At 68.3% G+C, this 24,397-nt stretch carries 16 protein-coding genes; all 16 read left to right on the plus strand.

The window, feature by feature from the left end; translation table 11 throughout:
- Window positions 1–46: 46 nt before the first annotated feature.
- The 16 genes from E5671_RS45835 to E5671_RS01305 all read left to right on the plus strand — a co-directional run bounded on the left by E5671_RS45835 (window position 47) and on the right by E5671_RS01305 (window position 24,340).
- Window positions 47–676 carry a helix-turn-helix domain-containing protein gene (locus tag E5671_RS45835; protein WP_237329982.1) on the plus strand — a complete coding sequence of 210 codons (630 nt, stop codon included), beginning with the start codon at window positions 47–49 and terminating at the stop codon, window positions 674–676.
- Window positions 677–690: 14 nt separating this feature from the next.
- A complete protein-coding gene (locus tag E5671_RS45840) occupies window positions 691–1,368 on the plus strand; it encodes a tetratricopeptide repeat protein (protein WP_237329983.1) in 678 nt (225 codons plus the stop codon).
- A 510-nt stretch (window positions 1,369–1,878) separates the two neighbouring features.
- Window positions 1,879–2,895, plus strand: coding sequence for an NAD-dependent epimerase/dehydratase family protein (locus E5671_RS01240; protein ID WP_336605615.1), 1,017 nt, complete (start codon window positions 1,879–1,881; stop codon window positions 2,893–2,895).
- Entirely contained in the window at window positions 2,892–3,695 is an 804-nt protein-coding gene (locus tag E5671_RS01245; RefSeq protein ID WP_202120925.1) for a WecB/TagA/CpsF family glycosyltransferase, read from the plus strand. The genes E5671_RS01240 and E5671_RS01245 overlap by 4 nt, the downstream gene beginning before the upstream one ends.
- 72 nt (window positions 3,696–3,767) lie before the next feature.
- A complete protein-coding gene (locus tag E5671_RS45845) occupies window positions 3,768–4,859 on the plus strand; it encodes a sugar transferase (RefSeq protein ID WP_237329984.1) in 1,092 nt (363 codons plus the stop codon).
- A 231-nt stretch (window positions 4,860–5,090) separates the two neighbouring features.
- Entirely contained in the window at window positions 5,091–6,065 is a 975-nt protein-coding gene (locus tag E5671_RS01255; RefSeq protein WP_160501978.1) for a UDP-glucuronic acid decarboxylase family protein, read from the plus strand.
- Between the two features lie 655 nt (window positions 6,066–6,720).
- On the plus strand, window positions 6,721–8,949 hold the full coding sequence (locus E5671_RS01260; protein ID WP_160501979.1) for a bifunctional glycosyltransferase/CDP-glycerol:glycerophosphate glycerophosphotransferase: 2,229 nt from the start codon (window positions 6,721–6,723) through the stop codon (window positions 8,947–8,949).
- Window positions 8,950–9,040: 91 nt separating this feature from the next.
- Window positions 9,041–11,296 carry a bifunctional glycosyltransferase/CDP-glycerol:glycerophosphate glycerophosphotransferase gene (locus E5671_RS01265; protein ID WP_160501980.1) on the plus strand — a complete coding sequence of 752 codons (2,256 nt, stop codon included), beginning with the start codon at window positions 9,041–9,043 and terminating at the stop codon, window positions 11,294–11,296.
- Window positions 11,280–13,061: a hypothetical protein gene (locus tag E5671_RS01270; protein ID WP_160501981.1), complete on the plus strand. Its 1,782-nt coding sequence runs from the start codon at window positions 11,280–11,282 to the stop codon at window positions 13,059–13,061. The genes E5671_RS01265 and E5671_RS01270 overlap by 17 nt, the downstream gene beginning before the upstream one ends.
- Window positions 13,062–13,371: 310 nt before the next feature.
- Complete coding sequence (locus E5671_RS01275) at window positions 13,372–15,663, plus strand: bifunctional glycosyltransferase/CDP-glycerol:glycerophosphate glycerophosphotransferase (protein WP_160501982.1); 2,292 nt, start codon at window positions 13,372–13,374, stop codon at window positions 15,661–15,663.
- Between the two features lie 106 nt (window positions 15,664–15,769).
- Window positions 15,770–18,043, plus strand: coding sequence for a bifunctional glycosyltransferase/CDP-glycerol:glycerophosphate glycerophosphotransferase (locus tag E5671_RS01280; RefSeq protein WP_160501983.1), 2,274 nt, complete (start codon window positions 15,770–15,772; stop codon window positions 18,041–18,043).
- Window positions 18,044–18,139: 96 nt separating this feature from the next.
- The gene (locus E5671_RS01285; RefSeq protein ID WP_160501984.1) at window positions 18,140–20,383 is read left to right on the plus strand and encodes a CDP-glycerol glycerophosphotransferase family protein; all 2,244 of its coding nucleotides are present in this window, start codon (window positions 18,140–18,142) and stop codon (window positions 20,381–20,383) included.
- A complete protein-coding gene (locus E5671_RS01290) occupies window positions 20,380–21,573 on the plus strand; it encodes a hypothetical protein (protein WP_160501985.1) in 1,194 nt (397 codons plus the stop codon). Before E5671_RS01285 ends, E5671_RS01290 begins: the two co-directional genes overlap by 4 nt.
- 134 nt (window positions 21,574–21,707) lie before the next feature.
- Window positions 21,708–22,631, plus strand: coding sequence for a class I SAM-dependent methyltransferase (locus E5671_RS01295; RefSeq protein WP_160501986.1), 924 nt, complete (start codon window positions 21,708–21,710; stop codon window positions 22,629–22,631).
- 372 nt (window positions 22,632–23,003) lie between these two features.
- Window positions 23,004–23,381, plus strand: a complete 378-nt coding sequence (locus E5671_RS47635) for a hypothetical protein (RefSeq protein WP_160501987.1) — start codon at window positions 23,004–23,006, stop codon at window positions 23,379–23,381.
- Window positions 23,382–23,713: 332 nt separating this feature from the next.
- Window positions 23,714–24,340 (plus strand): hypothetical protein, encoded by a 627-nt coding sequence (locus E5671_RS01305; protein WP_160501988.1) that lies wholly within the window; start codon window positions 23,714–23,716, stop codon window positions 24,338–24,340.
- Window positions 24,341–24,397 lie beyond the last annotated feature (57 nt).

Below are 24,397 nucleotides of genomic sequence, written 5' to 3' on the forward strand. Positions count from 1 at the left end.
GAGCTGCGCGCAACGGTCTGGTTGTCCGGAAACTGGGAGGGAAGCTGTGACGCGAATACCCAACGCCCCTCTGAAGCTCCTGCTCGACGAGGCAGGCTGGAGCGGAGCTCAACTCGGCGCCGCGGTACGAACAGTTGCGGTCGAAAATGGGCAGCCGTTGCGCTGCGACCGGTCCCTGGTCTCGCGCTGGCTGGCCGGTACTCGTCCCAGGCCCTCCGCCGCAGTGTTCCTTCTGGAAGCTCTCTCCAGGAGGCTGGGCAGGCCGATCACCGCAGCTGACGCGGGCTTGAGCTGCGTGCCCTCCCCCCTGCCGGAGCTGTCTTGGGAGTCGGACCCGGTACACGAACTGTCCGTACTGACCCAGGCCGATCTCGACCCCAGCCGCCGCCACCTGCTCAGCGTCAACCCCTACAGCATCGCCGCACTCACGGTCCCCGACCCTGGCCGGCTGATCAAGCGTAATCGGCCCACCACGGCTGTACGGCGCGCCGGGCAGGCGGAGGCCGAACAATTGCAGGTGATGGCCAACGTGTTCGCCGAAGCAACCAACCTGATGGCGGGGGCCACATGCGGACCGCGCTCGCCGCTTACCTCAACCATGACGTCGCCAGCTATCTGCATGCCACCGCCAGCGACCGGACACACCGCCGTCTCCTGTCAGACGCGGCACAGCTGACTCTCCTACTAGGCATGATGTGCGCCGGTGACGGGGCCGACGCGCTGGCCCAGCACTACCACCAAACCGCCGCCCGCTTGGCCGTCAACGCCGACGACTCCGCCATCTTCGCCATCGCCCTGCGCACCATGTCCGCCCACGCCCACGACCTCGGCCACCGCACCCCGGCCGCCGTACACCTGGCAGAACGAGCCGTCACCATCGCTCAGGGCGCTCCGCCCATTGTCCGGGCCTACACCCAGGCCCAGCTGGCGGTCGCCCAATCCCATGACAGTCGGCGGGCCGCGCTGAGCGCCCTGACCACTGCTGAACGCCTGTATGGTCAGTCCGACGTCACTCCAGGCCCCTTCACCCACTACCCGCTGGGCGCCCTGCACTATCAACGTGCCCAGACCTTCGCCATCCTCGGCGACCGTCCCGGCGCCATCAGCGCACTCACCACCTCACTGCAGCTGCGCGCCCCCGTCGAACGGCACGCTCGCGCCCTCACCCAGGCCCATCTGGCCGAGACCCTTCTCCGCCTTGGCCACCGGGAGGCCGCCCTCCGCCAGTGGGGGGCCTTCCTCGAGACCTACCCCACCCTCCGGTCCACTCGCGCCGCCCGCCGCCTGGACAACATGCGCAGGCTCCTGCATCCCCACCGCCGCGACGCGACCGCCTGCACTCTCCTCAGCCGCGCCGCCCCCCTGTGATGAAAGACCTGGCGTCGTAGGCACGCCTTCTTTCATCGCGCGGCAATCACCGAGAGAGTGACTTTTGGGCATCTTGGGTAATAAGCCCAATCGCCTGTATTCGTACCAAAGTGGATCCTGCATGACTGAAAGATGCCCCACGGACGACTCCCCGTACCAACGCCCCACCCAAACACACCCCACGTCCATACGTTTGGTCGAATTCTTTACGCAGGGACGGGCGGGCAGCGAGGTCCCTTCCGCCCGGGGCGCAGGGGCTCTGCCCTGTGGCCAGCCACGCCGACGCCGTCTCGCACCGCGGTCCTGCACGGTGTGCTTGGGCAGCGACGGCGCGCTGGATCCACGCCCCCGCCCCTCGCCGCCCGTCGCAAGCCGCCCCCGGCGCCGGGCCAGTGAATCTGCGGCGTTATTCGACGGCTGACGGTGTGTCATTCCGACGCTTCGGCCATTACCTGCCAAAAGGTTCTTCGTATCTGTCGTATCAGGCCACAACAGATCAGGAGCCGCACTGTGCCGGGCATCGACGCCGTGGTCACTGGAGCCGGGGGCTTTATCGGGGGGCACCTGACCCGCGCCCTCATCGCTGAAGGCAAGTCCGTCCGCGCCGTGGACCGCAAACCATTCCACGAGTGGTACCAATTACATCCGCAGGCCGACAACCGCATGGAAGACGTTTCCCTGCGCGAGGCCTGCACCCGGGTGTGCGACGGCGGAGTGGACGAGGTGTACCACCTGGCCGCCGACATGGGCGGCCAGGGCTTCATCGAGAACAACAAGGCAGCCTGCATGCTGTCCGTGCTCTCCAGCACGAACATGCTGGTCGCCGCCCGGGAGCGCGGCGTCGGCCGCTACTTCTACTCCTCCTCCGCGTGTGTCTACGCAGAGGGCAAGCAGACCGAGACCGCGGTGGCCCCGCTGCGGGAGGCGGACGCCTACCCAGCGATGCCCGAGGACGGCTACGGCTGGGAGAAGCTGTTCAGCGAGCGGATGGCACGCCACTTTCGCGAGGACTACAGGCTCACCACCCGCGTCGCCCGCTACCGCAACGTCTATGGCCCCTGGGGCACATGGACCGGCGGCCGGGAGAAGGCCCCGGCCGCCGCCTGCCGGAAAGTCGCCCACGCCGCCCTCACCGGCGCCCGGGAGATCGAGATCTGGGGAGACGGCGAGCAGACCCGCTCCTTCACCTACATCGACGACTGCGTCGATGGCACCCTGCTGCTGGCCCGCAGCGAGGTCACCGAGCCGCTCAACATCACCTCCGACCAGTCGGTCTCCATCAACCAGCTGTACGCCATCGTCGAGGAGATCGCGGGCGTGCGGCTCACCCATCGGCACGTCCCGGGCCCGCTTGGCGTGCGCGGCCGCAACAGCGACAACACCCAGATCTTCAAAGAGCTGGGATGGCAGCCCTCCACCGCCCTCCTCGACGGCCTTGAGAGAACCTACCGCTGGGTGTACGACCAGGTGTACGCCGACCGCGACGGTCGCCCCCACCTCGGGGCTCGCCCCCACCTCGTCGGATGACCGCCTCCGCCGTGCCACCGCCGGTGCCCCGCATCGACGTACTCGGCACCCACATCAGCGCACTCACTCCGCAAATCGCCGTCGACGAGATCAGCCACTGGGTCGAGAACCGAGTGCGTTCCTATGTCTGCGTCACCGGGGTGCACGGCGTGATGGAATCCGTCCGCGACGCCGGGCTGCGCCATGTGCACAACGCCTCCGGCCTCACCGTCCCGGACGGCATGCCCATGGTGTGGGCGGGCCGTTGGGCCGGAGCACACTGGATGCGGCGCGTCTACGGGCCCGACCTGATGCTCGCCGTCCTGGAGCGCGCCGCCGAGCGGGGCTGGTCCTCGTATCTGTACGGTGCGGGGGACGGCGTGCCTGAGCTACTGGCCCGGCGCCTGACCGAGCGCGTCCCGGGGCTGAAGATCGCGGGCGGATACTCCCCGCCCTTGCGCCCGCTCACCGCGGCCGAGGACGACGCCGTCATCCAGCGCATCAACGACAGCGGCGCGGACCTGGTGTGGGTCGGTCTGCCCACGCCCAAGCAGGAGCATTGGATGGCCGTCCACCGCGACCGTCTCACCGCCCCCGCGCTGCTGGGCGTCGGCGCCGCCTTCGACTTCCATGCCGGACTCACGCCCCAGGCCCCGGCCCTTCTCCAGGAACACGGCCTGGAGTGGGCCTATCGCCTGGCCAAGGAGCCGCGCCGACTGTGGCGCCGATACCTGCGCAACAACCCCGCTTATCTGGCCCGGATCGCCATCCGCCCGCCCACCTTGGTCGGCACGCCCGTCGGCCCGGGCGGCAAGGAGTGAACTGATCGAAAATCTAGCGTTCCTGCAGGTCACCTCACTTCTACCGATGGGAGGGGCACATGGTAGCCGAGCATGTTGAACTGGCTGACCAGGCACCGTGTCTGCCGCGCCCAGCCGGTTCACTGGAGGAAGCAGTCCGCTCCGAGGCCGGCATATTCGGCGTCCTGGCCGGCCTGGGCGCTTGCCGTCGGCCTCAACTCGCTGCACGGCCGCCATCTGCCGTGGCGCGCCGCACTGGAGGCGTTCAAAGCGGACCCGCTCCTCGGATATGGACCCCGGCTGTTCACCGACCCGCTCTCGCCCATCGGTGGCGCCTTCGGCCACGCCCACGATGAGGTGCTCCAGATCCTGGCCACCAGCCACCTCGTCGACGCCGCCGGGCTGTTGCTCTGTGCGGTGGCCGCCGTACGGCTGGCCGTCCGCTCCTTCACCGCCCCCCGGGACTGTCTGCGGCGCAGCCATGACAGCCATACCCGGAGCCCCCGGGTCCCGCTGTTCTTACGAGTGACCAGTTCGAACCCAAGACAAGAAAGTAGGACCCCTGCCATGGACCGCTCACCGGCGCCTCCCGTCCCGCGCGTCAAGCGCCTGATCGACCTCACCGGCGCCACGCTGCTGCTGCTCGCCGCGGCCCCCCTCATCGCCCTCATCTCCCTGGCGGTGGCGGTGAGTTCACCTGGCGGCGTGTTTTACCGGCAGCCGCGCACAGGTCATGGCGGCCAGACGTTCGCCATGCTCAAATTCCGCACCATGCGGCACGGAGCGCACGCACAGCGAGCCGCCCTCGCGGCGCAGAACGAATCCGGGGGCCAGCTGTTCAAGATCCGCGAAGACCCGCGCGTCACACCCGTCGGACGGATGCTGCGCCGCCTCTCCCTCGACGAGCTGCCGCAGTTGGTCAATGTCGTACGCGGTGACATGTCCCTGGTCGGCCCGCGGCCCCTACCGGTCGAGGACTCCGGGTATGGCGGCCCGGCACTTGGCCGCCTCGCCATGCCGCCCGGTATCACCGGTCTCTGGCAGGTCAGCGGCCACTCCGAGCTGTCCTGGGACGAGATGGTGGGGCTCGACCTCGACTACGTGCAGCACTGGTCGGTCCGCCTCGACCTGAAGATCCTCGTCCGCACCCTGCCCGCCGTACTCGCCGCGCGCGGCGCCCACTGAACCGCAGCCCCGTCCCCCACGGCAGGGCCCGCCCGTTCAGCGTTGGAGTCTTCGGTGTCCTGCATCCCGGCCATGTCCAGCCGCCACTCGCGTGAATAGACAGGCCTTCTTGTGTTGAGGGGCGGTATCGCCGTCCATGGCTTACCTGTCATCGCGATCACGCAAGGCGCCTCGAGGAAACACGAGCGCCCGCGCAGCGGAGCGAGAGCGCACGAGAGATGGGGCTTCTTGATGAGAGCGGTAGTGACCGGCGGCGCGGGGTTCATCGGCGCGCATCTGTGCGAGAGGCTTCTGAATTCCGGATTCGATGAACTGCTGTGCCTGGACAATTTCCTGACGGGGCGCCGGGAGGATGTCGAGTTACTGGCCGGGCACCCGGGATTCGAGCTCGTCGACTGCGACGTCAGCGAGCCCCTCGATGTGGTGGACGAGGCCGACGTGATCCTTCACTTCGCCTCCCCCGCGTCGCCCGCCGACTATCTGCGTCACCCCCTGCAGACGCTACGGGTGGGCGCCGAGGGCACCCGCCGCATGCTCGACCTCGCAACCCGTACCAGCGCCCGCTTCGTCCTGGCCTCCACCTCGGAGACTTACGGGAACCCGCAGGTCCATCCGCAACCGGAGACGTACTGGGGGCATGTGAACCCGATCGGCCCGCGGAGCTGCTTAGACGAGGCAAAACGATTCGCCGAGGCGACCACGATGGCCTACCGACGCAGCCGCGGCACCAACACCGCGATCATCCGGATCTTCAACACCTACGGTCCGCGGATGCGCTCCGGAGACAGCCGCGTGGTTCCAACCCTCATTCACCAGGCGCTGGACGGTCAGCCTCTGACGGTCACCGGTGACGGCAGCCAGACACGGTCACTGTGCTACATCGACGACCTCATCGACGGCGTCGTGCGTATGACCGAGTCGGACATCGCAGGGCCCGTCAATCTGGGCAACCCGGAGGAGGTCAGCATGCTGGAACTGGCCCGCATCATCCGCGACATGACCGGTACGGGCTCCGACATCGTCTCCGTCCCGCTGCCGCAGAACGACCCGGAGCGGCGCAAGCCCGTCATCAGCAGGGCGCGCACACTGCTCGGCTGGGCTCCGCGTGTCCCACTCGTCGAGGGCCTGGACCGCACCATCAGGTGGTTCGCCGAACGGGCCGACGCGCAGCTCTCGGATTCGGCGCTGGCAGCGCCCAGGGGGTGAAGCGGGCTGCTGCCGGGGCGTGGCACGAGAAGGCTTCGCCACCACTGCTTTACGGTCCGACACGTGCTCGCCCCGAGATGGCCCGGGAGAGGCGAAGTGCGCACGAAACCCTTCTCACCGTGGAATTGGAGGCTCAACTCCAGTGAATCTGCACGAACTTCTTCGTACGCTGCGCCACCGTTGGCGCATTGTGATGGCTATCGCTGTGCTCGGCCTCGTTGGTGGGGGTGACGCTGGCCTCGGTGATCACCTCTGAATACGAGGCCGCCGGGCCCACGTGGGCCACGGGTGCGAGTGCCTCACCAGGGGCTGTGGTTCATGATGGCGGACGGAGAGCACTGCACTGTGGCGTGGCTGCTCTCGGGCCGCCACGAACAGTTGGAACTGGAGCGGCCACTGCCCGAGCCGGCCCAGCAGCCGTGGGAATGTCCGGCGTCGTCATGGGCGGCCAAATCACGGCCGCGGCGAGCGCCGGCGCCCTACGCCGGATGCCATATTCGGCGTAACCGGTCCAACTACCGGGTCGTTCTCCGCTCCACGAGACCCGGCAGGACGTCTGCAGCGATGTGCCAGGCCAGTCCTGGGCGTACCGCCAGGCTCTCCATACGGCCGCTTACCGCGTCCGTCCACAGGTCAGTTGGAGAGGGATCAGCTCTTGCCTCGTTTCAGTGTCATCGTTCCCGTTTACAGAGTGCAGGGGTACCTGCGGGAGTGCCTCGACTCCATTCTGGACCAGTCGTTCACCGACCTTGAGGTGATCGCGGTGAATGACTGCTCCCCGGATCATTCCGGGGAGATCCTCTCCGAGTACGCGGCCCGGGACCATCGGGTCAAAGTGATCCACATGAGCGAGAACGTTGGGCTGGGCAAGGCCCGCAACGCCGGAGTGGCCCAGGCCACCGGTGACTACCTGTTGTTCCTGGACAGCGACGACACTCACACGCCGGGTTCCTTGCGGGCCATCGACGACCGGCTCCGCCTGGCGGGGTTTCCCGATGTGCTCGTCTTCGACCACGTACGTACGTCATGGAAGGGACGAGGCGGCCGCAGCATGACCCGTGACCTACTGGAGTCGCCGGGCACCGCCACCTTCACCATCGCCGAGAACCCGGAGTACTTACATCTCTTCCTGATCGCCTGCAACAAGGCGATCAGGCGAGAATTCTTCGTCCAACACGGCTTTGCCTTCGCTCCAGGACTGTATGAGGACGCGCCCGTCATCTACGAAGTCATGGCTCGCGCCAAGAGCATCGCGTGCCTGCCACGGGTCTGCTTCGAGTACCGCAACCGAGCTGGCGCGATCACTCATACCCCCGGTCGTCGGCACTTCGACATCTTCGACCAGTACGCCCTACTGTTCGACCGCATCGACGAAGACCCGGAGTTGGAACCGGTGCGCGCCGCACTCTTCGAGCGCGCCGTCAATCACTTCCTGGTCACACTGCCTCTCGGCGATCGCGTGCGCCCGGAGGATCGGCCCGAGTTCTACCGCAGGATCCTGGAGTTCTACCGCCGCCACGCCCCGGCGGGTTTCATCCCGCCGCGGGACGAGCTCCACGCGCAGTTCCAACTGCTCGCTCTCGACAGTCCCTACCTCATCTTCCAAGCCGTCGTCTCAGGGCGCAAGCAAGGAGCGAAGGTGGCCACGGGCATCCGAACCGGGGCCGCGCGCAAGGCCCGCGGGTTCACCGGACGGGTCGGCGCCACACGACCGTTGGACCCGCATCTCGCGGTGTACGGCGCGCACAACCTCGGGGGCGTGCTGGGTGATCCGGCAGCCGTGTACGCCCAGGCCGCCGAACTCGCCCCGGACATCCGGGGGGTGTGGGTGGTGCGGCCCGACGCCGCGGAGCACGTGCCGGAGGGGTGCGACTACGTGGTGCGCGGCTCTCGGGACTACTCCCGCCTCATGGCCCGTGCGACGTACTTCTTCAACGACGGCAACTGGCCCGGTGACGTCATCAAGCGGCCCGGAGCAGTGTGGGTCCAGACGCATCAGGGCACGCCCATCAAGCACATGGGAACCGACCTGCTGGGACGGCCAACGGTGATGCCTCGCCACAAGGTGCGTTCGCTCCTGCATCTCTGTGACCGCTGGGACTACAGCCTCGTGGCGAACGACCACTCCCACCGAGTCTGGGACCGCGCCTACCCCTGCCACTTCACCTCGCTGCCGACGGGCAGCCCCCGCAACGACGCGCTCGTCAAGGCACAGCCAGAGCACACGGCGGTGTTGCGGCGGCGCCTCGGCATCCCCACCGACAGCACCGTGGTCCTCTACGCGCCAACGACTCGCGAGTACCGCAAACGGTATGTGCCGCGCATCGACCTGGAAACCCTCGCCCGTCAGCTCGGCCCCTCCGTCACCCTGCTCGTGCGCCTGCACCCCCGATACCGGTCGGACCCCTACCGGCAGCGGGAGCTGCGCGACCTGCACGAGCGCGGCCTGCTCATGGACGTGTGCCACGAACCCGGCGCGCCCCGCGTCGAGGACCTGATGCTGGTCGCCGACGTCCTGGTCAGTGACTACTCGTCGCTGCTCTTCGACTACGCCCTCCTGGACCGGCCCATCATCGTGCACGCCGACGACTGGGACACCTACCAGGCCACACGCGGTGCCTACTTCGACGTGCGCGAGCAGGCACCCGGCCATGTGACCACGTCCACCGACGAGCTGACGAAGGTCTTGACGTCCGGCGCCTGGCTGGACAACACCTCCACCGGACGCCGGACAGCCTTCCACCACGCCTATCCCACCTTTGACGACGGACAGGCCGCCGAACGGGTCGTGCGGCACATCCTCAGGCAGGAGGAGCTCCCCCCGGCCCAAGGCCTGGCGAGGATCCCCGCTCCCGGACGCGGCACAGCCGAACTGTCGCGCTGACTGGGCAGGGCCCCGTCCTACCCCTCTGACCGACCACCGAGCGGAACCCACCCTTCTGTGTGGGCCCGAATCAGTTTCGAAAGAGACCACCATGCCGCGCTTCAGCATCATTGTTCCCACCCATGACGTGTCTGGTCGGCTGTCCGACTGCCTCGAGTCGGTGCTGGCTCAGTCCGGCGACCTCGAACTGCTCACCGTCCTGCCGACTGCCTCAGGACCAGCCGCCCCCATCGTGGCCCGATACGCCGAACGCGACGCCCGGGTGAGATCGGTGTGCACAGACCCCGCCGACGGTCTGGGTGCCGCCCGCAATGCCGGAGTTGCTGCCGCCCGCGGTGACTACCTGCTGTTCCTCGACGGCGACGACACCTTCACACCGGACGCGGTACTGCGGATCGACGAACGCCTGAACGCGACACACGACCCAGATCTCCTCCTGTTCGATCACGAGCGGATCCACTGGTTTGACGGCGGCCAGGGCTCAGCCCTGGAACGCGTGTGGGCTGGCGCACCCGTCGGCGCGTTCTCCCTGAAACAGCACACCGCACTCCCCGATCCACTCCTCCCGGCGTGGAGCGCCGCCTATCGGCGCCAGTTCGCCACACGTCACACCCTGACGTTCGCGCCCGGCATGTTCACCGACTTGAGCTGGTGCCTGCCCGCGGCGCTCCACGCCCGCGATCTCGCCGTGCTCGACCAGATCTGCGTCCGGCACCATCTCCGTCGCCAGGGGCGCAGAACACATCTGCCGGGGCCTCACCACATGGACTTCCTGGACCAGCTCGACCTGGTCATGCGCCAGGCCAACGAGTTGGACCCTCCCACCGCCGTGCGGGAACGGCTCTTCCTGCGTCTCTTCCACGAGGTACTGAAGACCGCCGCAGAACCCGCCAGGCTCGGCTCCAGCAGCCTGCAACGGCAGTTCTTCAAGCGGGCCTCGCACCTGTACCAACTGCACCGGCCCGCCGGGCTCACCGTGCCCAGTGGCTCGCTCGGCGTGCAGCACCGGCTGCTCGCCGCGAACGCGCACACAGCGTCCCGGGCACTGCGCTCTCTGCGCAGGTCCAGCCGGATCACGCTGCCCGTGCCCAAACGCGCACGGCGCAACGCGAACCCCCGTACCACGCTGTACAGGACATTCCTCGAAGAGCCGGTCGACGAGAACCTCGCGGTGTACTCCGCCTACTGGGGCCGTGGCTACACCTGCAACCCGGCCGCCATCCACACCGCTGTCCGCCGGCTCGCCCCCCACATCAAGTCGGTGTTCCTCGTGACGGAAGACACCCAAGGGCACGTTCCCGACGACGTGGAGTGCGTCGTGATCGGCAGCGCACGCTACTGGGAGGTCATGGCGCGCGCCAAGTACACCTTCAACAACGTCAACTTCGAGCCCGCGGTGCGTAAGCGATCCGGCACCGTTCACGTCCAGACCCAGCACGGCACCCCCCTGAAGCGCATGGGGCTGGACACATCCGAGTACCCGGCCGCCTGCTCGACGATCGGCAACTACCAGCATCTTCTGCAACGCATCGCGCGCTGGGACTTCAACCTCTCCTCGAATCGGCATTCGACCGAGATCTGGGAACGTGCCTACCCCGGCGGCTACGAAACGCTCGACTACGGCTATCCGCGCAATGACGCCTTTTACAACACCACGCTGGCAGGCGTCCAGGAGTTGCGCCGACGCCTGGGCATCCCCGAGGACCGGATCGCGGTGCTGTACGCGCCCACCTACCGGGACTACGCCGGCGGGTTCGACGCACGCCTCGACCTCGCCTCGTTCTGCGAGGCACTCGGCGACGAGTTCGTCGTGGTGCTGCGCGCCCACCACTCCGACGAGGGCTCCCCGGGGCACCTTCAGGCCCTCCACTCCGGAAAACTGATCGACCTGACCGAGCACTACTCGCCGGAGGAAGTGTGCCTGGTCTCGGACGTGCTGATCAGCGATTACTCGTCCATCACCTTCGACTACGCGAACCTCGACCGCCCGATGGTCACCTATGCCCCCGACTGGGAGATGTACCGCGATACCCGGGGCACCTACTTCGACCTGCCCGCCGCGCCGCCCGGACCGTTGGCCCGCACTCCGCAGCAGCTCACCGAGATCTTCCGCACCGGCGAGTGGAACGGTGACCGCGCCCGCGCCCTGCGCAGCGCCTTCCGTGGCCGGTTCTGCGACTTCGACGACGGGCGGGCTGCCGAGCGGGTCGTGCGACGCGTGCTCCTCCAGCAGGCCGCCGAGGACATCCCCCCCGTCATCCCGTTGGCGAGCCGCACCCCCGCTCCGGCCGCCGGTCTCGCCCACGCACCGCTCCGAGAGGTTCCCTGCCATGACGCACACACGTGAGGGATCATCTGCTCCGCAGCGGTCGACCATGGCTCGCGTCAACGCCCAGCGGACCGTGTCCAACCCCGGCGACCGGGGACACAGCCACGTACGCATCTGGGCCAGGATCGCTGTGCTGGCGCCGGCCGCGGCCATCCTGATCCTGGGCTACGGACATCGCTGGGCAGGCGACGACTCGCTCATCTACACCCGCGCCGTCCGGCAGATCCTCGCCGGCAACGGGCCGGTGTTCAACATCGGGGAGCGCGCCGAGTCTTCCACCGGGACACTCTGGCAGTGGCTGGTTGTCCTGGGGCACCTGATCAGCGGTGCTGACCCACTGCTAGTGGCCGTGGTCTTGGGCCTCATCACCACCACCCTCGGGTACGCGCTGGCCGGGCACGCGGCGCTGCGGCTGCACGGCTCCCGGCAGATGCCTCTTCCGCTCGGCGTACTCCTGGTCCTGCCGGTCAGTGCCTTCTGGGACTACGCGTCCTCGGGTTTGGAGACGGGTCTGGTCCTGGGCTGGCTTGCGCTGTGCTGGTGGCTCCTTGTCACGACCTCCAGGGACGCTCCGCCCGTCCGCCACGCGGCGACAGCCGTCGGCTTCGGCCTCGGTCCGCTGGTTCGCCCCGACCTCGGCCTGGTCACCGTGGTCTTCCTGGCCATCTGGCTGGTCCTGCTCCGCACCGGAATCCTGCGGGCCGGTGGCTACCTCGCCGCGGCTGCCGCGCTCCCCGTCTCGTACGAGATCTTCCGGGCCGGATACTACGGCGTACTGATCCCTCTTCCCGCCGTCTCGAAAGAGGCATCGGAGTCCCTCTGGGGACGCGGTCTGTTCTACGCCCAGAATTTCCTGCTCCCGTACAAACTCTGGATTCCCCTCCTGGTCCTGATCGCACTGGCCTTGACCCAGCTGTGGAGGTGGCGGCTGCCCCTGCCCTCCACCACGCTCCTGCGGTGCGCCGCGCCGGTCCTGTCAGGACTGCTCAGCATGGTCTACGTGGTGCGCGTCGGTGGGGACTTCATGCACGCTCGCATGCTCCTCCCCGGCCTGTTCCTGATGATGCTGCCGGTCTGGTTCGTACCGATGAACCGCAGGACGGCAGCCTCCGCCGTGACGGTCGGGGTCTGGAGTCTGTGCTGCCTCCTGCTGTGGCGGCCGCCCTTCGTGTCCCCGCGGTACGAGATCTACGACCAACGCCGCGGGTACCAGGGCATCACCGGATCGGCGCACCCGACCACACAAGCGGACCACCTCCGTAATCGGACACCGTTCACCGGGAGGGTCAAGCGGGCGGCCGGGCCCGATGGCCAGAGGCTGGTCCTGGAAGCCAAGTTCAACCGTTCCTATCTCGAACTGCCGCTGGCCGACCGGTTCCAGGCCAGCGTGGCCGGCTCCCGGGTGATGCTGGGGCACAATGGCCTCGCCGTGCCGCTGGACGGGCTCTCGATCGATCCCATCGGCCTCTCGTACCCCCTCGCGGCCCATGTCGAGCGCACGGGCCGGTTCAAAGCAGGCGCCGACAAGCGCCTGAGCCTGCCTTGGATCATCGCCGATTACACGGACCCGGGGGCCCGGCTGCCCGGTTGGGTCGACGAGAAGGCAGTGGCCGCCGCTCGGCGCGCGCTCTCCTGTGGCCGCCTCGCGGAGCTGCAGAATTCGGTCCGCGAGCCCCTGTCCGCTGGGCGGTTCTGGAAGAACCTCACGGGCTCGGTGCAGCGCACGACGTTCCGGTTTCCCGCTGACCCAGTGGCCGCGGAGGCATCAGCCTGTCGCGATTAGTGACTCCGAAGAAGTCAGTAGCAGCGGTGGCGCCATCAAGCGGTGCGGACGGCAGAACGAGTCCCCGGACTTGCTGGTTTCCGAGGGTGCGACGACTCCAGCTACGAAGGACCGCGGGCACGTGCGCAGTCCGATTCATGGTCCTCGGCCGTGAGCTCGGACAGGGCGCCATCGGAGGCGAACGGTCATGAACCGGTTCTCACAGGATCGCTTCACTCGTACCCATCCCCCATATGCCACATACGGCGTAACTCGACCGGCCGCCGGGGCGTTTCCGGGCAGTATGCCCGCGCCGACCCATGGATGTGCCTTGCCCCGGTTCAGTGTCATCGTGCCCGTGTACAAGGTGCAGGCATATCTGCACGCATGCCTCGAATCCGTCCTCGAGCAATCGTTCACGGACTTCGAGCTGATCGTGGTCGACGACGCCTCACCCGACGCATGCGGCGCCCTCATCGACGAGCGCGCGGCCCGTGACACCCGCATGAAGGCCGTCCACCTCAAGGAGAACGTCGGTCTGGGCCCGGCCCGCAACGCCGGCATGGAGCGCGCCAGCGGCGACTACCTGATCTTCCTCGACAGCGACGACACCCTCACCCCCCACTCCCTGCACGCGATCTCCGACCGCATCAAGGAGACCGACGAGCCGGACGTCCTGATCTACGACTACGCGCGCACCTTCTGGTCGGGCGAGGCCGTGCGCAACCAGTTCGCGAGCCTCCTGAAGGAGGAGGGCCCCGCCCCCTTCCGGCTGAGCGAGAGGCCCGGCCTGCTGCGCCTCCTGATGGTCGCCTGGAACAAGGCCTACCGCCGCGACTTCATCGAACGCGAGGGCTTCACCTTCCCGCCCGGCCTCTACGAGGACACGCCCTGGACCGCTCCGGTCCTGATGAAGGCGGGCTCGATCGCCACCCTCGACCGGGTCTGCGTGCACTACCTCCAGCGCCGCCGCGGCAGCATCCTGCGCACCACGACCCGCAGGCACTTCGAGATCTTCGACCAGTACGAGCGGGTCTTCGCGTTCCTCGACGAGCACCCGGAACTCTCGGCGGCCTGGCGGCCCGTCCTCTTCAGGAAGATGGTCGACCACCTCTCGGCGGTCTTCAGCAAGCGGGACCGCCTCCCGCGCGGCAGCCGCGCCGAATTCCTGCGCAAAGCCCGCACCCACTACCGCCGATACCGCGTCCCCGGCGCCCGCCCACGCGCCCGCGTCCGCGCCCGGGTCCGGCACGGCCTGGTACGCCTTGGCACGCACCGCACCTACCGGACCCTGTGGACGGCGCTGCGGGTCAGGTCACGGGCCAAGCGGTACGCGGCGAGAGCGCGGCACCGCGCCAAGGGTGCCGTGCTGCAACTGCACTACCGCATCCAGCTGCGCCTGCCGCTGCGCGCCGACCGCGCGGTCTTCTCCTCGTACTGGGGGCGCGGCTACGGCTGCAACCCCGGCGCCCTGGAGGCCGCGGTGCGCGAGCACGCCCCGCACATCCGCACCGCGTGGATCGCGGACCCCGCCCACCACCACACCCTGCCGACGGCCACCCGCAGGCTGCGCCCCGGCACGGCCGCGTACTGGAGCGCCCTCGCGCGCTCCAAGTACCTCGTGAACAACGTCGACTTCGACCGCAGGCTCATCAAACGCCCCGGCCAGATCATGATCCAGACCCAGCACGGCACCCCCCTGAAGCTGATGGGCCTCGACCTCCAGGACCGGCCCGCCGCCGCCCGGGGCATGGACTTCGCCGCCCTCCTGCGCAACGCCGACAAATGGGACTACGTCCTGTCGGCGAACCGGCACTCCACGCTGGTCTGGGAGCGCGTCTACCCCGCCTCGTACACCACGCTCGAGTACGGCTACCCGCGCAACGACATCTACCAGCGGGCGAGCTCCGCCGACGTGGCCCGCATCCGCGAGTCCCTCGGCATCCCCCCGGGCGCCGTCGCCATCCTCTACGCGCCCACCCACCGCGACTACCGCCACACCCAGCTGCGCTCCCTCGACCTGGAGCGGATGCTGCACAACCTCGGTCCGCGCTTCGTCGTCCTGACCCGCGCCCATCACTCGTACGGGGCGCCCCTGGCGCCCAGCTCGGGCCGCCTGATCGACGTGTCGGACCATCCGGACGTCGAGTCCCTCTGCCTCGCGTCCGACGCCCTGGTCACCGACTACTCCTCGCTCATGTTCGACTACGCCAACCTCGACCGCCCCGTCGTCCTGCACGCCACCGACTGGGAGGCGTACGAAGCGGCCCGCGGCACCTACTTCGACGTGCGCGAGTTCCCGCCGGGCGCGGTCGCGCGCAGCGAGGACGAACTCACCGACATCTTCGAATCAGGCCGTTGGCGAGAGGCACGCTCCGCGCAGCTGAGGCACGCGTTTCGGGACAGGTTCTGCCCCTACGACGACGGACATGCCGCGGAACGGATCGTGCGACATGTGGTGCTCGGCGAAACGACCCCACGGCCTGCGGTCGTGCCGCTTTCGGAGCGGCACCCCGCGCCGGCGCCGCGGGCGCTTGACGCCCTGTCCGGATCGGACCCTTCCGGGCTGCCGCTGTCCTCCGCCCGCCTGCTGCAGCGCACTCCCCCCACCCCCGGGAGCTGACGTGTCTGAAGCTCCAGGCCCCACGCCCACCCCGCCCATGAAAAGGGCAGGCTCCAGCCGCGGCGCGTGCGCCCAACAGAGAAGCCGACCCCACGAGGAGGCAGTCTTGCCGCGCTTCACCATCATCGTTCCCACCCACGGAGTGTCGGGGCGGCTCGCCGACTGCCCGGGCTCGGTGCTCGGACAGTCCTTCGAGGACCTCGAACTGATCGCGGTCGTCGACGACATCGAAGGACCGGCGGACCTGTGCTCGACGATCGTCGCCGAGCACGCGGAGCGCGACCCACGCGTACGCCGCACACAGTCCCCGTCCAGCGGCGGCCTGCCCCGGGCGCGGAACGCCGGGGCAGAGGTGGCCAACGGCGAGTACGTGTTGTTCCTCAACGGCGACGACAGGCTCGTGCCCCGCACGCTGGCGGCCATCGACGCCCGGCTCGCCGAGACCGAAGACCCCGATCTGCTGTTCTTCGACCATGAGCGGGTGCACTGGTTCGAGGGCTCCCAGGGCCCAGCCCTCCAGTGGCTTTGGAAGGGCGCTCCGGCAGGCGCCTTCTCTGTGGAGCAGCATGCCGCTCTGCCCGACCCCATGGTGCCCGCGTTCTGTGGCGCCTACCGGCGGCGTTTCCTGACGGAGCACCGGCTCTCCTTAGCGCCGGGCATGTTCACAGACACGGTGTGGAGCGTGCTGTGCGCACTGCGGGCCGAGCGGATCGCCGTGCTCGACCGGGTCTGCGTACGTCATCTGCTGCGCAGGCAGGGCGAGCAGAACCGGGGCGCGGGCCTGCACCACCTGGACCTGCTAGACCAGTTCGACCTCGCGATGAACGAGGCGGCCGTGCTCACACCACCGGCCTCCGTGCTCGCCCGGACCTTCGGCGGGTTCACGCACGAGGTGCTCAAGACCGCATCGACGCCCTCGCGGCTGCCCTCCGCGATTCTGCGGCGGCGCTTCTTCCGCCGGGCTTCACGGCTGTACCGGCGGCACCGGCCCGCAGGGTTCCGACAGCCTTCGGGGCGTCTCGGAGCGCAGCACCGGCTGCTTGCCTCGGGCCACTACGTGGTCTTCTGCGCGTTGCGCGCGGCGGAGAAGAGGCCGACCGGATATCTCGCCCCCGCCTTCCAGCGCGCGGGGAGCCTCTGGCAGCGTCGCCGCCACCCCTACCTGACCTTCCTCAGGCGGCCCATCGACGAGCACCTGGCCGTCTTCTCGGCTTACCGGGGGCGCGGCTACGCCTGCAACCCTGCCGCCATCCACGCCGCGGTCCAGCGCCTGGTCCCACACATCAAGACTGTCTTCCTCGTCGCCGACGGCAGCGGCCAACAGATGCCGGACAGCGTGGAATGCGTGGTGATCGGCAGCCGCCGCTACTGGGAGGTGATGGCCACTGCCAAGTACACCTTCAACAACGTCGACTTCGAGATGGCGGTCAAGAAGCGCCGTGGCACCGTCCATGTGCAGACCCAGCACGGCACGCCGCTCAAGCGGGTGGGCGTGGACCAGGTGGGCTTTCCTGCCGCTGCCGCCGCCGCGGGACCACTCGGCAGACTCCTGGAGCGGGTGGACGGCTGGGACTTCATTGTCTCCTCGAACCACCATTCCACCGAGGTCTGGCAGCACGCCTACCCGGGAGCGTACGAGAGTCTCAATGTCGGCTATCTCCGCAACGACACCTTCTACAGCGCGACGGCCGACGATGTGTCCACCATCCGCAAGCGTTTCGGCATCTCCGAGGGCAAGACCGCCCTCCTGTACGCGCCGACCCACCGCAACTACCGCACCGGTTTCGCACCACAGCTCAACCTGCCCGCCTGGTGCGACGCCCTCGGTGAGGACTTCGTGGTGCTGTTGCGCGCCCACCACTTCGACGAGGGTTCGGCGGGGCATGAACGGGCCGTGCACTCCGGCAAGTTGATCGACTTGACGGAGCACCGCTCCGCCGAGGAAGTCTGCCTGGCAGCCGACGCCCTGATCACGGACTACTCGTCAATCATGTTCGACTACGCCAACCTCGACCGGCCGATTGTCCTGTACGCCGATGACTGGGACATCTACCGCGCGACCCGCGGCGTCTACTTCGACCTGCTCGCCGAGCCGCCGGGCGCCGTGGCCCGCACGCAGGACGAACTGACGCGGATCTTCCGCGAGGGCGAGTGGGACGGGGAGCTTTCGGGGCGGCTGCGGGCCGCGTTCCGTGAGCGGTTCTGCGACCTGGACGACGGGCTCGCGGCGGAGCGGGTGGTGCGGCGGGTGCTGCTCGGCGAGCCGGCCGACCGGCTGCCGCCGATCGTGCCCCTGAGCGGGCGCGTTCCCGCGCCCGCCCCGCCCCGTGTCCCACCGCAACGTCCCGCACCCAAGGGTGTCCCGCCGTGCCACATCTGAGCGAGCAGCCATCTGAGCCGCCCAGGCTCCACACGCGCCTGCCGCCGCCCAGTGCACCACCCACGTCCCCGCCCATCACGACCCGTGGAAAAGCCCGTGCCCCGTTTCAGCATCATCGTCCCCGTCCACAGGGTGCAGGGCTACCTGCGTGCGTGCCTCGACTCGGTCTTGACGCAGTCTTTCGCCGACTTTGAAGTCATCGCGGTCGACGACTGCTCGCCCGATCACTGCGGCGCGATCATCGACGAGTACGCGGCGCGCGATGCGCGGGTCCGGGCGGTCCACCTTCCCGCGAACGTCGGCCTCGGGCGTGCCCGCAATGTCGGTGTCCACGACGCCACCGGCGACTACCTGCTCTTCCTTGACAGCGACGACAGCTACACGCCGGGCGCGCTCGCGGCCATCGATCAACGGCTTGCCGTCACCGAAGATCCCGATGTGCTGGTGTTCGACCACGTGCGCACGTACTGGTGGGGCCGCGCCGGGCGCAGCACGACGGCGGACCTGCTCGCCGCCGCGGGCAAGGACACCTTCGACATCCTCACGAGCCCCCAGTACCTGCGCCTGTCCCCGGTGGCCTGGAACAAGGCCTACCGCCGCGACTTCTTCACTGGCCACAAGTTCGCCTACAAACCAGGTCTTTACGAAGGCGCTCCGATCACCTTTCAGGCGTTGGTCGCCGCCCGCCGTATCGGCTGCCTGGACCTGGTATGCATCGAACACCGGCAGCGCAGGCAGGGCGCGATCACCCAGACCTCGGGCCGCAAGCACTTCGACATCTTCGCGCAGTACGCCGGTCTGTTCACGTTCCTCGACGAGCACCCGGAGCTCGACGCGGCCCGGCCGCTGCTCTTCGAGCGGATGATCAATCACTTCCTGACGACGCTCTTGGCCACCGCATGCGTACTGCCCGGCGACCGCGGCGACTTCTACCGCATGATGGTGCGGTTCTACCGGCGCTACAAGCCGGCCGGCTTCGCCCCGCCCGACGACCGCTACCGCGTCCAGTGGAGGCTCACCGCGACGAGCCCCTACGCCGTCTTCCAGGCCTGGGCCCTGGCCGATTCAGTACGTTCCGCCGCCCGCCGCAAGAAGCATGAGCTGCGTAAATCGGCCGCTCGCAGGGCCAAGCGCACACTCGCTCGGATCGAGCGCAGGCGTCCGCTCAACCCACATCTCGCGGTGTACTCGGCGTTCTCGCACCGCGGTGTGGCCGGCGACCCGGCCGCGATCCAGCAGGCGGCCGGGACGCTCGCCCCGCATGTCCGCCCGGTGTGGGTAGTGCGGCCCGAGGCCGTGGAGCAGGTGCCGGAAGGCGTCGAGTTCGTCCTCCCTGGCACCCCGCGCTACCACCGGGTGATAAGCCGGGCCACGTACTTCTTCAACAACGTCAACTGGGCCCCGGGCCTGGTGAAACGCGAAGGGCAGATCCACGTCCACACCCACCAGGGGACGCCGCCCAAACGCATGGGTGCCGATCTCCTGGGCCGTCCCGCAGCGATGTATCACCTCGACATCGCCGCGCAGCTGCGGCGTTCGGACCGCCGGGACTACAGCCTGGTGTCCGGTCGGTACGCCCAGCGGGTCTGGGATCGCGCCTATCCGTGCCGCTTCACCTCGCTGGCGACCGGCGCGCCACGCAACGACGTGCTCGTGCGGGGCGACGTGCTACGCGCGGCAGCCGTGCCCACCCGCCTTCGCATCCCCGATGGCAACACCGTCGTGCTCTACGCACCGACACCCCGCGACCACAGCAAATGGTATGAGCCACGGGTGGACTTCGAGCGGCTGGTGCGCGAGCTCGGGCCCGGCGTCACGCTGCTCGTGCGGCTGCACCGGCAGTACGCCCGCGCCGCCGCCCGCAGCCTGCAACTGCGCGACCTGGAGCAGCACGGACTGCTGCGCGACGTCACCGACGAGAGGTGCGTCGAGGACCTGATACTGACCGCCGACGCCCTGGTGACCGATTACTCCTCGCTGATGTTCGACTACGTCCATCTGGACCGTCCGGTCATCATCCACACCGACGACTGGGCGGCCTATCAGGCGGCACGCGGCACGTACTTCGATCCGCTCGCCACGTCGCCGGGTCATGTCACCACCCGAACCGCTCAGTTGGCGCATCTGTTCGCCTCGGGGGTGCGGCGGGACGACCGTTCCGCCGCCCTGCGGTCCGACTTCCGCGCACGGTTTTGCGAGTACGACGACGGGGACGCGGCCGCTCGCGTGGTCTCCCGGGTCATGCTCGGCCAGGACCCCCCGCTGCCGTCCCTCCCCCAGCAGAGCCTCGACCAGCACCACACCTCCCCGCTCTCCCCCCTCCGGAACGGCACGCGATGACCGACACGACAGCCCCCATTCCGGGGCTGGTCACCCAACCGGGGCAGATTCTGCCTCTGGAAGCATCCAACAACCTTTCCCTCTGGGCCCGCTGGCGGGCCGACGGCGCAGCCATCGCGTTGGGCACCGCCCTCATCACCTGGCACGGCGCCCGTTTCGGGCAGTGGGTGGTCGACGATGCGGCCATCACCTTCGCCTACGCGCGCAGCATCGACGAAGGACTTGGACCCGTACAGCAGCCGGGCGCTGAGCCGGGCGAGGGCTACTCCAATCCTGCCTGGCTCGGTCTCCTCGTCGCCGGCAGGCGCCTTGGCCTTTTCGACCATCGAACCATCTTCGACGTGCCGGATCTGGTGCTGTATCCCAAGATGCTGGGAGTGCTGTGCACCGTCGGGATCCTGGTCGCGGTCGCGAGCGCGGCTCGAAGCCTGGTGTCCCGCTCCTGGTTGGTCACGGGCCTGGCGGGCTTCCTGCTCGCCGGCAATGTGTCGTTCGTTGCCTGGATGTTCTCCGGCCTGGAGGGCCCGCTGTACGCCCTGCTCGCCACCATCCTCGCGGCCCTGCTCATCCGGGCGGCCACTGGCGTCCCGCACGCTCCCGACGTCGCGGTGGCCTCCGGCCTGCTGGCCCTGGCCGCCGCGTTGACCAGGCCGGACGGTGCGGTCCTCGCGGGCGCATACCCCCTTCTGCTTCTTCTGTCGCTGCGGCGCGGGGAGCTGTGGCCGCGGGTAGGGGCGGCGGCCATGAGCCTGGCAGTCTTTACCGTGCCGTACGCGGCATTCCTCGCCTGGCGTTACGCGTTCTTCGGTCGCCTGGCGCCCAACACGGCCGTGGCCAAGGCGCAGGAGCCGCCGGACGCCGAGCTGTTCACGCGGACGACCGGCGGCCTCCTCACGTTCATGGGCTGGGGCGCCGTGCTCCTGACCGCCGCGCTCGTCGGGGCGGTCCTCGCCCGTCGCACGATGCCCCGCACCGCGATGGCCGCCGTCCTGCTGCCGCTCACGCTGACCCTTTGCGCGTTCGGCATCCTGGAGCCGGACTGGATGGGAACGCATCGGTTCGCAGCTCCCGTCTGGCCATTGGGAGGCTTGGCTCTGACGCTCAGTGCCGTGAACCTGGCCGAGCGGAGCACGCCCACCGCGGGCACGACTGACGGCGGCGGTGGCTGGGTGCGGGCCCAACGCCGTTGACCGCTCCGAGCGGCTGAAGCCGCTGCGGTGACGTCCGCAGGCCCGGCCAAAGCGCCGCTACCGCACCCCCGCCCCCACTGACCCGACACCCTGCACACCCCAGATGCCCCAGATGCCCCTTACGGAGAACCACCATGACGACCACGGCCAACGAAGCGGTCACCGCCCCCAGTCAGCACCGCCAGACCGAACTGCCCCGCCCCACCTGCCTTGAAGATGTACCGGGCTGGTTCTGGCCGCTCGACCAGCGCCTGTTCGCCTGGTTCCTGGGCGCGGGCGCCGCGGGCACCGACCCCGGCAACCTTGTGGAAATGGGTTGCTACCTCGGCAAGAGCACCATCGTGATGGGCGAATTCCTGCGCCCCTGCGAGAAGATGACGGTCTGCGACCTCTTCGGGGCCGATGCGGGATACACCAAGGAGGCCACCATGGCCTTCTACCAGAAGTCATTGACCCGAGAGGCCTTCGAGGCCAACTACTCGGCCTTCCACAACACCTTGCCCGAAGTGGTCGAGGGCCGCACCGACATGCTGGCCTCGCTGCTCGGCGAGAACTCGTGCCGGTTCATCCACATCGACGCCTCACGCGCCTATGACGACGTACGGGAGGACATCTTGACGGCGAAGAGGGCACTGCGCAGGGATGGCATCCTCGTCCTCGACGACTACCGCACCGAGCACACACCCGGCGTCGCCGCCGCGTCCTGGGAAGCGGTGTTCCGCCACGACCTGCGCCCCGTCATGCTCTCGTCGAACAAGATGTACGGCACGTGGGGTTACCCCGGTTCGCTCTCGGCCGCGCTCCTTCAAGAGCTGTGCGACATGCCGGGCTGCCGCCCGGAAGTCCAGCGCATCGCGGGCCTTGATGTCATTCGCGCCACGCAGGAGAAGATCCCCACGCCGTCGCTGGTCACGTCCCGCTACGCCACTCCCGCCGGATCCCGCGCCCTCCCCGCCCCCAGGGACGAGGACCCGCAGACGCCGTCGCTGGCCCGCAAGCTCGCGGCCGAGCTGCTGCCGCCCGTGCTCACACGGGCGGTACGGCGAGCGCGAGGCTGACCCCATCGGGGCCACGGCAGTCGGCCCACTTGCCCACGAAATAGAGGTGATCTGGTGGCGTATGCGACGCGGGAACGTATGCGTGAAAAAGAGGAACGGTCAACGGAATTCGATGCTCTTGATTTCGAAGACGAGGAAGAGAGGGATACGCCCACGGAGCCGGAGAGCGTCCCAGGGCGGAGTGCCGCCGACGAGGCACTATCGGATGGCGAGGAGCTGGCATACGCGACCAACGTGGATGGCGTTGTGCGGTGGGTAGCAGCTCTAGCGTCTGAACGGTCCCCCTGAGGCGCACCCCCGCATGCGTGAGCTGCAATCAACCTGCTACACCATCCCTCTACGTAGGAGCGGTGTCAGATCACCTCTTCCCAAATGTCCAAATATCTCGCACTCGCCATAAAACAAGCAGCCAACTCGCAGTGCAGATACCGTGTTGGCGCTGTCTTAGTGAGGGGTGGGAGGGTACTTGGAGGCGCGTGCAACAAGTACCGAAATCACCCAATCATCGATTTTCAGAACGCGTCGTTTCATGCCGAGGAAGTAATCCTGCGCCGCACACGCAGACCTCAAGGCGCCGTGGTCTACGTCGCGAGAGTAGACAGCCAGGGGAGGCCCCTACTGGCCCGCCCTTGTGAGCGCTGCCAACAGGCCCTGGCGGCGTACGGAGTGGTCCGTGCCCACTACACCACCGCCACGGGGTCGGCCAGCATGCGCATCGCTCAGCCTGCCAGCCAGGGGGCGAGGTACTGAAGATCGTGGTGCAGCGGGTCATGTTCGGCGTTGGCGTGCTCGGGTCCAACTCACCGACAGGAGCCCCCTCTTTCGGGGGATCCTCAGCGGGGGGGGGCGGGCGCCGCAGTAGGTCGCACCACCCCCGCAAGCATGCGTCGAGACCCCTGCCACGCACGATGAGAAACGCTCAGCGGAAACGATCAGCAAGTTCTGGAGGAAATGAGGCGCTACTGCATCGGGGGGACAATCCCTCACGAACGAGATCTCGCAGCCATCCTTAGCAGCACACAATGCAGCGGAAGCTGCACACGCGCTCCCGACGTCGAGCGGGCAAAAGGAAGGCAGCTTTGATGTATCCCTATCTCGTGATCCTGGCGGTCGTTGCCGCGCTGGCGGTGGCCGCTGCCACCGCGCCGGCCAGTCGTTCGAAGCGAGCCGCAGGGAGGTCAGCCTCCCCTATGTCGCTGCGCTCGTCGATCGACGCTGAGGCTTTCGTCGAACTGGCACGGTCAGCGCAGTCGCGCGCCGAAAGCGCAGCCGCAGGCCAAGAGAGCGAGCGGATGGCCGCCGCGGTGGAACGGGCCGGCACTTCATTATCTGCGGCAAAAGAAGAACAGGAACCACGTGGGGCCGCTGAGGCCTACACCGACACCGCTCTCTCCGCTTACATCACCTCAACACTCGCCTACAACGATTCTTTCCTGGGGCAGTGGGCCATCAGAGCCTCGAATCGGGCTTATTTGGCAGCTGTATGCGCCGACAGCCACCTATGCATTCGGTGCTACTGGAAGGCCACCAGAGCAGAAGATGCCGCAGTGGAGTGGATCGAGCGGATCCGTCCCTTCGTCCGAAGCGACAGCGAGAGGGCTGCAGACTATCCAACGGCCTTGGCGACGGTGGATCCCTCTGGTGCAGCAGCACCGGGTTACCCGGACACGTTGGACCGAGTTCAACCGGAGGGCCGAGCAAACGAATAGACCGCTGCGGATCCCGTGGCTCGGCCCTGGCGCCGCCACGGTCGTTTAGGGAAGACA

The sequence above is a fragment of the Streptomyces sp. BA2 genome, from assembly GCF_009769735.1.
Lineage (GTDB): Bacteria > Actinomycetota > Actinomycetes > Streptomycetales > Streptomycetaceae > Streptomyces.

Excerpts from the sequence above, each read along its gene's own strand:
- E5671_RS45840 (WP_237329983.1), top strand. The coding sequence starts at position 691 with ATGATGTGCGCCGGTGACGGGGCCGACGCGCTGGCCCAGCACTACCAC.
- E5671_RS01245 (WP_202120925.1), top strand. The coding sequence starts at position 2,892 with ATGACCGCCTCCGCCGTGCCACCGCCGGTGCCCCGCATCGACGTACTC.
- E5671_RS45845 (WP_237329984.1), top strand. The coding sequence starts at position 3,768 with ATGTTGAACTGGCTGACCAGGCACCGTGTCTGCCGCGCCCAGCCGGTT.
- E5671_RS01255 (WP_160501978.1), top strand. The coding sequence starts at position 5,091 with ATGAGAGCGGTAGTGACCGGCGGCGCGGGGTTCATCGGCGCGCATCTG.
- E5671_RS01265 (WP_160501980.1), top strand. The coding sequence starts at position 9,041 with ATGCCGCGCTTCAGCATCATTGTTCCCACCCATGACGTGTCTGGTCGG.
- E5671_RS01270 (WP_160501981.1), top strand. The coding sequence starts at position 11,280 with ATGACGCACACACGTGAGGGATCATCTGCTCCGCAGCGGTCGACCATG.
- E5671_RS01290 (WP_160501985.1), top strand. The coding sequence starts at position 20,380 with ATGACCGACACGACAGCCCCCATTCCGGGGCTGGTCACCCAACCGGGG.
- E5671_RS01295 (WP_160501986.1), top strand. The coding sequence starts at position 21,708 with ATGACGACCACGGCCAACGAAGCGGTCACCGCCCCCAGTCAGCACCGC.
- E5671_RS47635 (WP_160501987.1), top strand. The coding sequence starts at position 23,004 with ATGTCCAAATATCTCGCACTCGCCATAAAACAAGCAGCCAACTCGCAG.
- E5671_RS01305 (WP_160501988.1), top strand. The coding sequence starts at position 23,714 with ATGTATCCCTATCTCGTGATCCTGGCGGTCGTTGCCGCGCTGGCGGTG.